This window comes from Macrococcus equipercicus (assembly GCF_024205945.1).
GTDB lineage: Bacteria > Bacillota > Bacilli > Staphylococcales > Staphylococcaceae > Macrococcus > Macrococcus equipercicus.
On the sequence record NZ_CP073809.1, the window covers coordinates 179,524 to 194,309 of the forward strand.

At 43.5% G+C, this 14,786-nt stretch carries 14 protein-coding genes; 12 read left to right on the plus strand and 2 right to left on the minus strand.

Annotated features, from left to right (window positions below; translation table 11 throughout):
- Nucleotides 1–246 precede the first annotated feature (246 nt).
- The 3 genes from KFV11_RS00930 (at nt 247) to KFV11_RS00940 (ending at nt 2,915) form a co-directional block, all read left to right on the plus strand.
- A complete protein-coding gene (locus tag KFV11_RS00930) occupies nt 247–1,194 on the plus strand; it encodes an L-lactate dehydrogenase (protein ID WP_254250086.1) in 948 nt (315 codons plus the stop codon).
- 132 nt (nt 1,195–1,326) lie between these two features.
- Nucleotides 1,327–2,160 carry a YitT family protein gene (locus tag KFV11_RS00935; RefSeq protein ID WP_149459037.1) on the plus strand — a complete coding sequence of 278 codons (834 nt, stop codon included), beginning with the start codon at nt 1,327–1,329 and terminating at the stop codon, nt 2,158–2,160.
- A gap of 11 nt (nt 2,161–2,171) precedes the next feature.
- Complete coding sequence (locus KFV11_RS00940; protein ID WP_149459038.1) at nt 2,172–2,915, plus strand: glucosamine-6-phosphate deaminase; 744 nt, start codon at nt 2,172–2,174, stop codon at nt 2,913–2,915.
- 55 nt (nt 2,916–2,970) lie between these two features.
- On the opposite strand, the gene KFV11_RS00945 is transcribed toward KFV11_RS00940, so the two are convergent.
- Nucleotides 2,971–4,002 (minus strand): NAD(P)/FAD-dependent oxidoreductase, encoded by a 1,032-nt coding sequence (locus tag KFV11_RS00945; protein ID WP_149459039.1) that lies wholly within the window; start codon nt 4,000–4,002, stop codon nt 2,971–2,973.
- Between the two features lie 109 nt (nt 4,003–4,111).
- On the opposite strand from KFV11_RS00945, the gene KFV11_RS00950 reads away from it, so the two are divergent.
- Genes KFV11_RS00950 through KFV11_RS00960 form a run of 3 tightly spaced genes read left to right on the plus strand, consistent with a single transcriptional unit; the run spans nt 4,112 to nt 6,928 of the window.
- Nucleotides 4,112–4,915 (plus strand): ABC transporter ATP-binding protein, encoded by an 804-nt coding sequence (locus tag KFV11_RS00950; protein ID WP_254250087.1) that lies wholly within the window; start codon nt 4,112–4,114, stop codon nt 4,913–4,915.
- Between the two features lie 10 nt (nt 4,916–4,925).
- Nucleotides 4,926–5,921, plus strand: coding sequence for a FecCD family ABC transporter permease (locus KFV11_RS00955; RefSeq protein ID WP_254250088.1), 996 nt, complete (start codon nt 4,926–4,928; stop codon nt 5,919–5,921).
- A complete protein-coding gene (locus tag KFV11_RS00960; protein ID WP_254250089.1) occupies nt 5,918–6,928 on the plus strand; it encodes a FecCD family ABC transporter permease in 1,011 nt (336 codons plus the stop codon). The genes KFV11_RS00955 and KFV11_RS00960 overlap by 4 nt, the downstream gene beginning before the upstream one ends.
- Nucleotides 6,929–6,984: 56 nt before the next feature.
- Here the strand turns inward: KFV11_RS00960 and KFV11_RS00965 are convergent, their stop codons facing one another.
- A complete protein-coding gene (locus tag KFV11_RS00965) occupies nt 6,985–8,418 on the minus strand; it encodes a YhgE/Pip domain-containing protein (protein ID WP_149459043.1) in 1,434 nt (477 codons plus the stop codon).
- Between the two features lie 309 nt (nt 8,419–8,727).
- Here KFV11_RS00965 and KFV11_RS00970 point away from each other — a divergent pair, with 309 nt between their 5' ends.
- The 6 genes from KFV11_RS00970 (at nt 8,728) to KFV11_RS00995 (ending at nt 14,786) form a co-directional block, all read left to right on the plus strand.
- Entirely contained in the window at nt 8,728–9,771 is a 1,044-nt protein-coding gene (locus KFV11_RS00970) for a GTPase domain-containing protein (protein WP_254250090.1), read from the plus strand.
- Nucleotides 9,772–9,994: 223 nt separating this feature from the next.
- Nucleotides 9,995–11,296 carry an ABC transporter substrate-binding protein gene (locus tag KFV11_RS00975; protein ID WP_254250091.1) on the plus strand — a complete coding sequence of 434 codons (1,302 nt, stop codon included), beginning with the start codon at nt 9,995–9,997 and terminating at the stop codon, nt 11,294–11,296.
- Nucleotides 11,297–11,366: 70 nt separating this feature from the next.
- Nucleotides 11,367–12,233 (plus strand): carbohydrate ABC transporter permease, encoded by an 867-nt coding sequence (locus KFV11_RS00980; RefSeq protein ID WP_254250092.1) that lies wholly within the window; start codon nt 11,367–11,369, stop codon nt 12,231–12,233.
- Complete coding sequence (locus KFV11_RS00985; protein ID WP_254250093.1) at nt 12,233–13,042, plus strand: carbohydrate ABC transporter permease; 810 nt, start codon at nt 12,233–12,235, stop codon at nt 13,040–13,042. Before KFV11_RS00980 ends, KFV11_RS00985 begins: the two co-directional genes overlap by 1 nt.
- A gap of 8 nt (nt 13,043–13,050) precedes the next feature.
- Nucleotides 13,051–14,073 carry a LacI family DNA-binding transcriptional regulator gene (locus KFV11_RS00990; protein ID WP_254250094.1) on the plus strand — a complete coding sequence of 341 codons (1,023 nt, stop codon included), beginning with the start codon at nt 13,051–13,053 and terminating at the stop codon, nt 14,071–14,073.
- Nucleotides 14,070–14,786, plus strand: coding sequence for a ThuA domain-containing protein (locus tag KFV11_RS00995; RefSeq protein WP_254250095.1), 717 nt, complete (start codon nt 14,070–14,072; stop codon nt 14,784–14,786). Before KFV11_RS00990 ends, KFV11_RS00995 begins: the two co-directional genes overlap by 4 nt.

Consider the following 14,786-nt stretch of genomic DNA (forward strand, 5'->3'; position numbering starts at 1 on the left):
ATAGAGAGATGAAAAAGGAGGCTTTTTCATGAAAACTCGAACGCTTAGAAATTTAAGACGTAAGTTACAACGTGCCCTGCTGCCGAAGAAAAATGTAGCCGCTGAGTAAAACTGGTTCTTTTAGAACCAGTTTTTTTTAATGACAAATATTTTTGTGAATATATTCACAAAAATATTGCTGTGCAGCAGAAAAAGTATTATAATAAATTTGTGAAAAAATTAACAAACTTTTAAGGGGTCGTTATAATGGAGACAATTAAAGGTAACAAAGTCGTTCTTGTCGGCAATGGTGCAGTCGGTTCAAGCTATGCATTCTCAGTATTAAACCAAGGGATTTGCGATGAGTTCGTCATTATCGATCTGAATAAAGAAAAAGCCCGTGGTGATGTGATGGACTTAAATCATGGCTTGTTATATGCGCCGAATCCGATGAACATTTACGCAGGAACATATGCTGATTGTCATGATGCTGCTATCGTTGTCTTATGTGCAGGAGCGGCACAGAAACCCGGCGAAACACGTCTGGATTTAGTCAGTAAAAACATGAAAATCTTCAAAGCTATCATCGATGAGATTATGGCTTCCGGCTTTGACGGGATATTTGTTGTCGCCACTAACCCGGTAGATATTCTGACGTATGCGACATGGAAATTCTCAGGTCTGCCACAGGAGCGGGTCATCGGTTCAGGAACGATTCTTGACACGGCGCGGTTCAGATATTTATTAAGTAAGGAATTTGATGTTGCTCCGTCAAGTGTTCATGCGAATATCATTGGTGAACACGGGGATTCAGAGCTTGCTGTCTGGAGCGGCGCGAATATCGCAGGGATCTCACTTAAGAAGATGCTGGAAGACTATCCGGAGAAAAAAGGGCGCATGGATGATATTTACATCAATGTCCGCAATGCAGCTTATGACATCATTAAAGCAAAAGGTGCAACTTACTACGGCGTCGCGATGGGATTAATGCGCATCACTAAAGCAATACTCGGCAATCAGGACGTTATTCTCACTGTTTCCGCAAAACTTGATGGCCAATACGGACATGAAGATGTTTATATCGGTGTGCCGGCAGTCATTAATAGAAATGGCATTAGACAAATCATAGAGTCTCCTTTATCTGTTGCTGAGCAGCAGCAATTTAATCGTTCTGTCGAGACATTGAAAGCTATTCAGGCGCCATTCTTTAACTGAAATTAAATAAGACTGACATCAAGGTGTTGGCTTTTAGCCGGCACCTTTTTTATAATGGAGAAGTCGAGCGCTTGTCTCAAGCGATTCGTTAGAATGAGAACTTACGTCAAGTGAACGAGAAAGAGGGAGACGATGAATATTTCATTTAAGACAGTCATGATTGTTCTATTAGGCTGTTTTCTATTTTCTGTAGGAGTTAATACATTTATCATTCCTGCCCATCTTGGTGAAGGCGGCGTGACCGGTCTGTCACTCGTGCTGTTATATGCATTTGGCTGGTCACCGGCCTGGACGACACTTGCGATGAACTTAGTGCTCTTGGCAGTCGGCTATAAATTTCTGTCGAAGCGTTCTATGGTACTGACTGTTATTGCCATTATGGCGCTTGCTGTATTTCTGAAACTGACAGAAAGCTGGCAGCTTCATCTGCATGAAGTGCTCGTCAGCACTGTGTTCGGTGGATTTATAGTCGGCATCGGCATCGGACTGATTGTTATCGTCGGCGGGACGACAGCCGGAACAACGATTCTTGCCCGCATCGCTCATAAATATTTGGACGTCAGCACATCTTACGCCCTATTGTTTTTTGACTTGATTGTTGTTGCGATTTCATTGACTGTGATTCCGGTCGAAAAAGCACTGTTAACTGCGCTCGGTCTTTATATCGGCACAAAAGCGATGGATTTCATGATCGAAGGTTTAAATCCTAAGAAGGCCATCACTATCATCTCGCAGAACCCTGAACCGATTGCAAAAATGCTTGATGAAGACATCGGACGAGGCGTGACTTTGCTGAACGGGAAAGGGTATTATACAAAGAGAGAGACCGATGTCTTATACTGTGTCATCAATAAAACACAGCTGACACGTGCTAAACGAATGATCAGAAAAATTGATGCGGATGCTTTTGTCGTTGTCCATGATGTGCGCGATGTATTAGGAAACGGTTTTATACCTGAAGATTAAGGGAGGCAGTTATGAGATTCATTAATTTAGGCAGCAGACAGGACGCAGCTCATTATACAGCAATTGAAATGTTCAAGGAAATACATTATAACCACTGTACATTGCTCGGTCTCGCAACAGGCGGGACAATGGAAGAAGTCTATGCGAAGCTCGTCGAATTACTGACATTGAATCATACGGATATTACATGCCTTGAAACATTTAATCTGGACGAATATTTCATGCTCGATCAGAACGATCCCAACAGCTATATGTCTTATATGAGAGCGCATTTCTTCGACAAAATCGGTATGCAGCAATCACAGTTTCATCTGCCGGATAACGATGGAATTGATGTGGAAGAAGACAATGAAGCATATGACCGTGCCATCAGAGAAAAAGGGCCGCTGCATCTTCAGCTTCTAGGTATCGGAGAGAACGGCCATATCGGCTTTAATGAGCCGGGGACCCCGTTTGACAGCAAAACGCGGCTCGTCGAACTGACAGAGACGACTATTGCCGCTAATTCGCGGTACTTTGACAATGAGGACGATGTACCGACGAAAGCGATATCAATGGGAATCGACACGATTCTTTATTCAAAGCGTATTATTCTCCTGGCCCTTGGAGAGAAGAAAGCAGACATTATGGCGAAGCTGTATGCGATGTCAGCGCCGGATGAGAGTATACCGGCAAGCAGTCTGCTGAATCATCCTAATGTTGAGATAGTGATGGATGATGCAGCCGCCTGTAAGATCGATAGAACAAGTAAATAACATCACAAAACGCCCCGGCAGTTGCCGGGGCGTTTTGTTGATAAGAGACTTCAGCTTATTTCAGCTGCTGTACAAGTGCCTCATTCTTTTCTTTAAACACATCGTTATGACTGGATACTGTTCCTGCCTGTGCGGCTTCCGGATTAATATATTTTTTGGCGAGATTCGCGGCATTGGCTGCATCATGGAAGCAGCCTGCAATCAGCTGGACTTTGCTGGCATGTGATAAAATATCACCGACGGCATACACACCTTCAACATTAGTGGAAGAATCGGCATTGCCTTTAATGTAGAAGCTGTCTTGACGTTCAAGCTTGATGTCACAGTTGTCCAGCATGTCGCATTCCATATGGAACCCGTGATTAATAATGACGTCATCGACAAGCAGTTCAGATTTTTCCCGTGTCCGACAATGTTCAATAATGACCGCATCGATATGGTCTCCAGTTGCCTGCAGTGAACTGATGGAATGGCTCATCACTTTAAAGACACCGCGCTCGTCGAGCTTACGCACCATTTCCTCGTGTCCTTTAAAGTCATCCTGCCGGCAGAGAATATGCACGCTGCGTGCCAGCGCAGCAATCTCATACGCCCAGTCGACTGCTGCATTACCGCCGCCGGAAATCAGCACGCGCTTGTTCTCAAAGCGCTTTAACGACGGTACAACATAATGCAGGTTATTGACTTCATAGCGTTCGCAGCCTTCAATAGCCAGCTTCATCGGTGAAATAATGCCGCTGCCGACTGCGATGATGACTGCTTTAGAATAGAAGCTTGTGGTTTCAGTCACCACTTCAAAATGCTGGTCGCTGTGCTTGATGATGTTGACGACTTTTTCGTTGACATTGACTTCCGGATTGAAAGTCAGGCCCTGGCTGATCATTTCGCTGACAATCATGGCAGCAGGCTTCGGTGCAACGCCTCCGATGTCCCATATAAACTTCTCGGGATAGAGGTTGACCTTGCCGCCCAGCTTGTCGTGATGTTCAATGATGCGCACCGTCATGCCGCGCAAACCGGAATAAAAAGCTGCGTAAAGACCAGCCGGACCGCCGCCGATCACAGTAACATCCAATATATCGCTCATAGGAGCAGCTCCTTTAATAGTAAGTTATCTTGATTTGATATATATTATACTATAAAATGAAGGCATTGATAATGATTATCATTTACAAAATTGTGAAAGAAGGCTATTTATGGGGAGACTGCAGGGGAATCATATTACGGTAAGCTATGATGACCATGATATTATTAAAGATTTGAGTGTTGATATCGCCGACCACAAAATCACATCGATTATCGGTCCGAACGGCTGTGGTAAGTCGACTTTATTGAAAGCGCTGGCCCGTATTATTAATGTCAAGAACGGGCAAGTGCTGCTGGACGGTGTGAATATACATACATCTTCAACGAAAGAAGTCGCAAGAAAAATTGCTATTCTGCCGCAGTCACCTGCCGTTGCGGATGGTCTTACCGTCAGTGAACTGGTCAGTTACGGCCGCTTCCCCTATCAGAAGGGATTCGGACGTCTGACAAAAGAAGATAAAGAGATGATCGACTGGGCTCTGCATGCGACAGGGACGTATGAATTCAGGAATCGTCCGGTCAACGGACTGAGCGGCGGACAGAGACAGCGCGTCTGGATAGCCATGGCACTGGCCCAGGAAACAGAGATTATTTTTCTGGATGAACCGACGACTTATCTTGATATCTCTCATCAGCTGGAAATTCTCGAACTCGTTCAATCATTGAATGAAGAGCGCGGCACTACGATTATTATGGTACTGCACGACATCAATCAGGCCATCAGATTCTCAGACCATATCATTGCGATGAAAAAAGGCCGCATTGTCACCCAAGGTGCAACAACCGATGTCTTAACTCATGCAGTGCTGGAAGAAGTCTTTAACATCAATGCTGAACTGAGTACAGACCCAAGGACGGGGAAACCGATGTTTGTCACTTATGATTTGCTGTGTAAGCATTATACGAGAATTTAAGGAGCCCGTCATGAAATTATTTAATAATAAACTATCGATTGAACTGCAGGGTGTAATGCTGCTCGCTGTGCTCCTCATCCTGCTGATTGTTTCATTCTGCCTCGGCGTCGAGAACTATTCTTTAAAGGAAGTTTATGACGCTTTATTTAATTACCGTAACATTGAAAGTTACAATATCATTAGAGATATTCGTATTCCCCGGGAAATAGCAGCTGTACTGGTCGGGATGGCACTGGCATGCAGCGGTGCCATCATGCAGGGTGTGACGAAAAATGCATTGGCTGATCCGTCCCTTCTCGGTTTGAACGCCGGTGCATCAATGGTTATCAGTATACTGCTTGCATTCAACACGGGAGCAGGTTTCCTTGCACTGATGAGCGCTGGATTTATCGGAGCAGTTATCGGAGGTACAGCTGTCATGCTGATCGGCATGTCACGCCGCGGCGGATTCAATACGATGCGCATCATACTCGCAGGTGCTGCTGTATCGGCGTTATTAACCGCACTCGCTGATGGGATCGCCCTGTTCTTTAAGATTAATCAGAGCATCACTTTCTTTATCGCAGGAGGCGTCGCCGGCACAACATGGCAGCAACTCCTGTATGCAGCACCGGTCATTATCTTTGTCTTAATCATCACGACATTAAGTGCCAGACAGCTGACTGCTCTAAGTCTCGGAGAAGAGATGGCTCAAGGACTTGGTGTCAATACCGGAGTCATTCGGACCGCGTTTTCGGTGTTGACCATGATACTTTCAGGTGTCGCTGTAGCACTCGTCGGCTCTCTGGCATTCGTCGGACTGATGGTCCCCCACATTGCACGGATGATTGTCGGGACGGATTATCGTCTTGTTCTTCCATTTTCTGCGCTGCTCGGCGGTATATTCATCGTTACTGCTGATATGATTGCACGGATGAGCGGAGAAAATCCGCTCGGTGCAGTTGTGTCATTAGTTGGCGTTCCATTCTTCATCTACCTTGTAAGAAAGGATGGCAGAATTCTATGAGTGAAGCACACAAACGCCAGACTATCATATTGATAGCACTTTTAATTCTGCTGCTCGGTGTAATGGCGCTGAGCATGACGACAGGCGACTTCAAGATGAGTTTCACCGAATTTTTCAGAACGCTTTTCGGTATGGGCAGTCAGACGGAACAGATGATTCTCTATGAATTCCGGATGCCGCGCCTGCTTGTCACCTTATTAAGCGGTGCTGCACTGGCACTGAGCGGCGCGCTGCTGCAGAGTATCACTAAAAATCCGCTGGCAGATCCCGGTATTATCGGTATTAATGCCGGCAGTGGTTTTACAATGGTGCTGCTGATTATGTTTATTCCAGTAGACAGCAGCACATTTGTCTATGTATTACCGCTCTTCAGTCTGCTCGGCAGTATATTAACGGCCTTATTGATCTTTACGCTGAGCTATAAGCACGGGGAAGGTATCAACCCAGTCCGCATGGTGCTGATTGGTGTCGGACTTGCCGCTGCTTTAAGTGGGGCCTCTATTATGATGACGACAACATTCAATAAAGACCAGGTTGAGTTTGTTTCCACTTGGTTTGCCGGAAACATCTGGGGGGACACGTGGCCCTTTGTGGTGATGCTCGGACTTATCATCAGCATCTGCCTGCCTGTAATATTCATGCGGGCAAATGTGCTGAATATCCTTAATACACATGATCATATATCCCGTGGCGTCGGCATTCATGTCGCCCGGGAGAATATAGTGCTCGTGCTGCTGTCGGTACTACTCAGTTCAAGCGCAGTCGCTGTAAGCGGCGGTATCGGTTTTATCGGACTGCTCGGTCCTCATATCGCAAAGAGCATGGTCGGACCAAGGCATCAACTGTTTATGCCGCTTGCCCTGCTGATTGGTGCGATACTGCTGGCGCTGGCTGATACGCTTGGCCGAATGCTGCTGCAGCCGGAAGGTATTCCAGCAGGCATTATCGTCAGTATTATTGGAGCACCTTATTTCCTGTACTTAATGGGTAAGAAGACGCAGTTTTAATCATACAAAAAAGCAACTCGGCTGAAGAACAGCTGAGTTGCTTTTTATATAGCAGACTAAAGTTCACTTGCTTTACTTAACCATGGCACTCTTTGTTTCACCAGATAGCTGATATAGAGCAGGCCGAGCATGACTAAACCGATAATCGTAATAATAGTAAGTGAAGTCGTGTAAGGAACATTTCCTTCAAAACCAAATATAGATTCTCGCAGCGCCTTGATGACATAGGTCATAGGTGAGAAGACATGCATGGTCTGGAAGAACTTGTTCGTCAACTGTATCGGAAACGTCCCTTCACTTGAACCGAGCTGCAGAATCAGCACAATGATAGCTAGGAACTTGCCGATGTTACTGAACGCCGCAGTCAGAAAGCAGACGATAAACATCGCTGTCAGCGACCAGATGACGAGTGTCAGCGTAAAGTGCAGCGTATGCTCGATCTTAATATTGATGACAAATATGGTGAATAAGGCGAGCAGCAGTCCTTGCAGCAGTCCGTAGAGGGCAATCAGCAGAGATTTGCTTGCCCACCAGCTTATGCTGCGTCTATAGGCGCCGACACGTTTATCAACTGGATAAATGGAAACAAATGCAATAGCACCGACGTACAGGCTTAAACTCAGCACATAAGGCGCGAAGCTCTGACCGTAGTTCGCTACTTTAGTCACATCGTTCTCTGTGATTTTCACAGGGTCACTGATACTTTTCGCGTTGCTTTCCTGGAATGAACGGGCACTGAGCTGCTGCAAGCTGCTATCAAGCTGTGATGTCATTTTGTCTGTGTTTGATGATAATGACGCTAAACCTGAAGTGATCTGCTGTGAGCTTTGCGCAAGCTGCAGCACACTCTGGTTCTGCGGAGAAGGAAGTGCTGCCTGCAGACCCTCTGTAACCCGCGTGCTGCCTGCAGCTAGGTCTTGTTCACCTTGACTCGTTTTCTTTAAGTTCGCTGATAATTTTTTTGAGTTCTCCTCCATGGCATTAACGGACTGGAAAATTTTCTTCAAATAAAGTTCACGAATGGCAAGCGAGACGTTATCTTTGACAGCCTGCGCACTTTTATCACCGATACTTTGTCCTGAGTAACTGTAGCCCGGATTTTTCTTGACGATAATTTGGACTTGCTTCGGTTTCTTTTCAAGCATTGTTCCCGCATCTTTCGAAAAGTCTTTCGGTAGACGGATGACGGCGAAGTATTTTCCTGCTGTAATACCGGCTGATGCTTTTCGGCGGTCGACAAACTGCCAGTTGAAATTATCGTTTTGCTTTAACTTGGCGACAACACGGTCTCCTAAATTTTCTTTCCTGCCTTGTATAGCTGCGCCTGCATCTTCATTGACGACAGCAATCGGCAGGTCCTTTGTCTGACCATAAGGATCCCACATGGAATAAATGAAGACAGCACTGTAAATAATCGGTAAAAATAATAACACAATCAGCGCGGCCAATAGAAATTTTTTGCTGAAAATATACTTGAAATCTTTAAGCATTGGAAAACCACCCTTTTAAGCCCTAAGTTATTTTTTACCAGAAGTGATGTAAATTGATTTGATTATTATGAAAGACTTTGTTGTAATAAATAACGTATGATGAGTAACGGAAAAATATTTTAATTCAGCACTGTGCTTCTCTGTGACTTATATTAACGCAAACAGCGGGTTGATATCCAATACTACCTGTCGTTTTTAAAAATATAAGTAAAATAAGCGAATGTCATTAATTGAATGAGTAATTGTTACTTTAAACGTGTTAATTGTCTTTGGAGAGGGAATAGAATGAAAAAATGATGGAGTGATGACATGGAAATTCATCCGTTAGTGACATCCTATCAGCAGTTTATAACTAATCGGTCGAATCATAAAATCGGTATTATCGGACAGCCCGATGCCGGAAAAAGCAGCTTGATCAATGCCTTGAACAATAGTAACACCGCCCATACATCCGTGCATACTGATGCGACACTTCAAACTAAAGAATATGCTTTTGATACATACGGTATTCTCGTCGACTTTCCAGGAGTCGGTACAGAGGAAGTCAGCACCGGCTATTATAAAAAATTGATTCAGCAGAGTGGTATTAACCATTTTGTCTATGTCTTTGAAAGTAAAATAAAAGAAGCGGACATCGAACTAATCAAGTATCTTGCCAAAAATGATAAAGAACTCATATTTATTTATAATAAAACAGACGCGTTAGTGGACATTACTAATCATGACACAGTAGAAGAGCTGAAACGCGATAAAAATACAGAGCTCAAAGTGACATTGAAGCCTTATATTAAAAAGCCGGTGTCCTATATATTTGTCAGCACGCTCACTCAGGAAGGTCTTGACACTTTGAGGCAGACCATAACGGAAATCTTCCAAGCGCAGCAGCAGGATTATAAGGAAAAATATGCAGCTGATGATATGCTCGAAAGCTATTTGAACTATAAGGCGCATTCACTGCTGCCGAAACTGTTTACACCAAGCTTCAAAGAAGTCGTTATGAAAAAGAACTACCAGTCACTTGAACGGACCATCCTCAATCATTTTAAAATACAGGAGGATGATGTGCTGGATTATAAGAAGGAATGGCCAACCATTCAAGAGCATATCGCTAAGTTTGACCATCCTGAAGCTAAAGAGAAAGTCTCCGGCCTGAAAGAGCTGGCGAAAATTGCCCAGCTGCTGCGGACGGTGTTTAAATTAAAAACGTTGAACCCGGTATCAACAGGGCTGGGCGCCCTGTTTGAAGCAGGAGTCGTCAATGCCTTCCCGACGATTCAAGGCTTGACCAACTATATAAGTGAAATTAAGGACATTGCAAGAAAGATTCTTGAAGCCTCACAGGAAGCTGAGTAATTAGCTTCTTTTTTATTGCATAAAAAAGGTATTTCGTGTCAAGCCTCGGCTAATCGTTTGCACAATTGATTAATCCATAGCTTAATAGTCGCTTTAAATGACTGATGCAACTTCAATGCAATCGTTTGCAAAAAGTTGTTGACAGTCTAAAAATCGTCATGATAATATGAAAGTGTCATTGAAAACGCTTTCTAAAAAATAATACTCAAAGGGGATAAAGAGAATGAGAAAACAATCAAGTCTGATGTTAGTGTTCGTCTTGTTATTTGCAACTGTTCTCGCAGCTTGTGGTAACTCAGGTTCGGGCGGCGGCACAGCTTCAAAAAATGGCGGTAAAGATGCAGTCACAATTAACGTCTTCCAGTTCAAAGTGGAATTCAAAAAGCAATTTGAAGCAATGGCTCAAAAATATATGGATAAACATCCTAACGTCAAAATCAACATTGAAACAGTCGGAGGCGGTAATGACTACGGTCAGGCACTGAAGGCAAAGATCGCTTCTAAAAATGAACCGGATATTTTCAACATCGGCGGACCTGAAGACTTAAAACAGCATGCCAGCCGTTTAGCGGACTTATCAGATGTGAAAGCGACTAAAAATGTAATCGATGAAGCATTGCTGGCACCGGTTCAAAAAGATGGAAAAACATACGGTATTCCAATGAACCAGGAAGGTTACGGCCTGATCTACAATAAAGAAATCTTCAAAAAAGCAGGCGTTAAAGCAGAAGATATTAAAACGCTTGATGATTTAGAAAAAGTTACGAAGAAAATTGATTCTCAAAAAGACAAACTTGGCTTAAGCGGTGTCTTCGCTTTACCAGGTAAAGAAAAATGGGTGTTAAGTGATCACGGCGCAAGCATGTTCCTCGCATCTGACTTCGATAACGACATTAAAAAAGCAGCAGAAGCTAAAACATTACCATTCACACATAAAGATTTATTCAAGCAGTATTTAGATATTCAGAACAAATACTCTAAACAACCTGTTGCATCACTTGATTATTCTCAGCAAGTAGAAGAATTATTCTCTACTGGTAAAGTAGCAATGATTCAGCAAGGTAACTGGGCTTATCCGACTATCGCTGATGTGAATCCGGAGTTAGCTGATAAAGTAGGACTTATCGCAGTGCCGACAGATTCAAAAGAACTGACTATTCCAGTAGGTGTTGCTAATAACTGGGCAGTCAACAAAAAATCAGATGAAAAAGTTCAAAAAGCAGCAAAAGACTTCCTGGACTGGTTATATACTTCTGATGAAGGTAAAGAAATCGTCATGAAAGACTTTAAATTCATCCCAGCTTATAAAGGCTACGATTCATCTAAAATTGCTGACCCGCTATCAAAAGAAATCTATAAGTATTCAAAAGAAGGTAAAACAACTGCCTGGGTATTCAAAGGTTATCCGACTGGATATACTGATGATGCATTAGGTGCGTATTTGCAGGATTACTTAACAGGTAAAATGTCATTTGATGAAGCAATCAAAAAATCTCAGGATGCCTGGGCAAAAGCACGTAAATAATAGTTAAGGGGATTAGACATTCGAATATTTGGGAATGTCTGTCCCCTTTTTTAAAAAGAGGTGTAATACAGTGAAGACAAAAAGTTTAGCGTTCTGGTTAATGCTTGCGCCGGTGCTTGTCGCTTTATTCATGGTTATTATTATTCCGTTTCTTTACGGAATTTATTATTCATTTACAAACTGGAACGGCGATACGACAATCGTTCCTGACTTTATAGGATTTCAGAACTACTTAAATCTATTTAAAGATGACAGTTTCAAAAATGCACTCTGGTTTACATTCAAATATTCGATTGCCGCGGTTATTATTATTAATTTAATTGGCCTCGGACTTGCCTTGCTTGTCACAAGTAAAATTAAATCAAGAAATGTATTAAGAACAGTATTCTTTATGCCGAACTTGATCGGTGGATTAATTCTTGGTTTCATCTGGCAGTTCATTTTCACAAAAGTTTTTGCAACTATCGGTCAGGCTATCGGTTCTGAATGGATGCAGGGCTGGCTGAGCGATACGACGACAGGCTTCTGGGGCATGGTCATCTTGTCAACTTGGCAGATGGCAGGTTATATCATGATTATTTATATCGCATATCTTGAGAATGTGCCGGAAGATTTACTGGAAGCAGCTGAAATTGATGGCGCGAATACATGGCAGAAATTTAAAAACATCACATTCCCGCTTGTTGCACCAGCTTTCACGGTCAGCATGTTCCTGACATTATCGGGGGCATTTAAAGTATATGACCAGAACTTGTCATTAACTAATGGTGGTCCAGGTAACTCAACAAAAATGGTCGCAATGGATATTGTTGATACGGCATTCAAGATGAACTTGATGGGTTCTGCCCAGGCTAAAGCCGTCGTCTTCTTCCTTATTGTCATGCTGATCAGTTTAATACAAGTTTACTACAACAAAAAAAGAGAGGTGGAGATGTAATGAAGAGTAAATGGCTGTTATTAGAAATTATTGGTCTAGTGATTGGTCTGCTCTGGCTGTCGCCTTTTTATTTGATGATCGTCAATGCATTTAAAACGAAACTTCAAATATTCGAAGATACTTTAGGACTGCCGAAAGAACGGTCATTCCAAAACTTCCTGGATGCCTTTGACCAGTTAAACTTTATGCAGACGTTTTTGAACTCAGTGATAGTTACTGTGCTGAGTGTGGCACTCATTATTATATTCTCCAGTATGGCAGCCTATGCATTAAGCCGGAACAAAGGGAAAATGTCCAATTTGATTTTCTTCCTGTTTGTTGCAGCGATGCTGATCCCGTTCCAGTCAGTCATGATTCCGCTCGTTAAAATTTTCGGGGATTTACAAAGTTTGAATCGCTGGGGACTTATTTTCATGTACTTAGGTTTCGGTGCCAGCCTGTCAATTTTTCTCTACCACGGCTCGCTGCAGGGAATTTCAAAATCACTTGATGAAGCAGCGATGATTGATGGTGCAAGTAAATGGCAGATCTACTGGCATGTGATCTTCCCGCTTCTTAAGCCGATTTCTGTGACAGTCGGTATTTTGAATGTCATCTGGATCTGGAATGACTTCCTGCTGCCGCAGCTCGTACTCGGACCTGGACAGGAAACAATTCCACTTAAACTATTCTTATTCTTTGGTCAATATACAAAGCAATGGCATTTAGCACTTGCGGGCTTAACCATTTCCATCATTCCAGTCATCATCGGATACTTCTTTGCACAAAAGCAGATTATTAAAGGTGTTTCTGAAGGTGCGGTTAAGTAGGTGAAAATATGATTACAATCAAAGATGTGGCGAAGCGTGCCGATGTGGCGCCGTCCACTGTATCAAGAGTTATCAGCAATCACCCGGCTATCAGTGAGAAAACTCGGGACAAAGTCCGCCGGGTGATGGATCAGATGGGTTATATGCCCAATGTCTCAGCAAGACGTCTCGTGACGAAGCAGTCCAATACTATCGGTCTGCTGCTGAAGACTGCTTCCAAAGAAATGACGCAGAATCCATTTTTCACGGATGTGTTAATGAGTATTTCTAAAGTATGTAAGGACAATCATTATTCAACTGTTGTCTCTACAAGTATGAATGAACAGGAACTGCTCAGTGAAGTGAGCGAGCTGGTCAACAGCAACGCGGTGGACGGCTTTATTCTGCTGTATTCCAAAAGTAATGATCCGGTTGTCGGCTACTTACAGTCCATTAACTTTCCTTTCGTCATTCTCGGTAAAAAACTGAGTCCATTATCCAATGAAATATATATTGATAATGACAATGTTATGGCGGCTTATCAGCTGACCGATTACATGATTAATCTCGGCCATAAAAACATTGTATTCATCGCAGAAAATTCTACGTACGCGGTGAATGAAGACCGCGTTCTAGGTTACAGCCGTGCTTGTCAGCAGGCGGGTCTTATGCCGGAAGTATTTGAAGGAGCGGCCGGCACTGAAGAAGTAAGCGGCATTATTGCAGAGATTAAAACGATGGTACCCCGGCCGACGGCGATTATTACTTCAGACAGTATGATGAACTTGAATGTACTGAGCGAACTTTATCAGCAGCAACTGAAAATACCTGATGATATACAGACAGCAACATTCAATGATTCTTATTTCAATGAATCAGCCTGCCCGCCGCAGACGGTGGTCAACATTTATCCTGAATCGCTGGGGGCGGAAGCGGGTAGTAGTTTAATAGAATATTTGAATCATCCTGAGATGATTAAACGCAGCATTATTATCCCGACAGCGATTATTGAACGTTCATCGACTAAACCATTAAAGGAGCGAGTGCTGTGAAAGTGACGGTATGGAATGAATATAGACATGAGAAAGAATCAGAGATTGTCAGCACTATATACCCGGAAGGTATTCATCAGCAAATAGCATCATTTATTGAAGGCGCGGACGTCACGACGGCGACGTTAGATGAACCGGAACACGGCCTGACTGAAGATGTGCTCAGTAATACGGATGTCTTGATCTGGTGGGGCCATAAAGCGCACGATGAAGTACAGGATGCGATTGTTGACCGTGTCCAGCAGCGGGTGCTTGAAGGAATGGGACTTATTGTTCTCCATTCCGGTCATTTCTCTAAGATCTTTAAACGGCTGATGGGGACAGGCTGTGACTTAAAGTGGCGTGAAGCAGATGACAAAGAGCGCATCTGGACTGTAATGCCGGGCCATCCGATCGCTGACGGTCTGCCTGAGTTCTTTGAACTGCCTAAAGAGGAGATGTACGGTGAACACTTCGATATTCCTGCGCCTGAAGAATTAGTATTCATCAGCTGGTTTGAAGGCGGCGAAGTATTCCGTTCAGGTGCGACATTTAAGCGCGGGAACGGTAAGATATTCTACTTCCGGCCAGGTCACGAAACATATCCAACGTATTATGACAGCAATGTCCAGCGCGTCATCAATAATGCCGTACAGTGGGCGCAGCCTAGTACAAACGGCTATCCGACATACGGCAATTATCAACCGCTGGAATCTATTTCAGAAAAGGAGTAG

Coding starts and splice junctions, on each gene's coding strand:
- KFV11_RS00930 (WP_254250086.1), top strand. CDS start 247: ATGGAGACAATTAAAGGTAACAAAGTCGTTCTTGTCGGCAATGGTGCA.
- KFV11_RS00940 (WP_149459038.1), top strand. CDS start 2,172: ATGAGATTCATTAATTTAGGCAGCAGACAGGACGCAGCTCATTATACA.
- KFV11_RS00935 (WP_149459037.1), top strand. CDS start 1,327: ATGAATATTTCATTTAAGACAGTCATGATTGTTCTATTAGGCTGTTTT.
- KFV11_RS00945 (WP_149459039.1), bottom strand. CDS start 4,002: ATGAGCGATATATTGGATGTTACTGTGATCGGCGGCGGTCCGGCTGGT.
- KFV11_RS00970 (WP_254250090.1), top strand. CDS start 8,728: ATGGAAATTCATCCGTTAGTGACATCCTATCAGCAGTTTATAACTAAT.
- KFV11_RS00965 (WP_149459043.1), bottom strand. CDS start 8,418: ATGCTTAAAGATTTCAAGTATATTTTCAGCAAAAAATTTCTATTGGCC.
- KFV11_RS00990 (WP_254250094.1), top strand. CDS start 13,051: ATGATTACAATCAAAGATGTGGCGAAGCGTGCCGATGTGGCGCCGTCC.
- KFV11_RS00960 (WP_254250089.1), top strand. CDS start 5,918: ATGAGTGAAGCACACAAACGCCAGACTATCATATTGATAGCACTTTTA.
- KFV11_RS00955 (WP_254250088.1), top strand. CDS start 4,926: ATGAAATTATTTAATAATAAACTATCGATTGAACTGCAGGGTGTAATG.
- KFV11_RS00975 (WP_254250091.1), top strand. CDS start 9,995: ATGAGAAAACAATCAAGTCTGATGTTAGTGTTCGTCTTGTTATTTGCA.
- KFV11_RS00950 (WP_254250087.1), top strand. CDS start 4,112: ATGGGGAGACTGCAGGGGAATCATATTACGGTAAGCTATGATGACCAT.
- KFV11_RS00985 (WP_254250093.1), top strand. CDS start 12,233: ATGAAGAGTAAATGGCTGTTATTAGAAATTATTGGTCTAGTGATTGGT.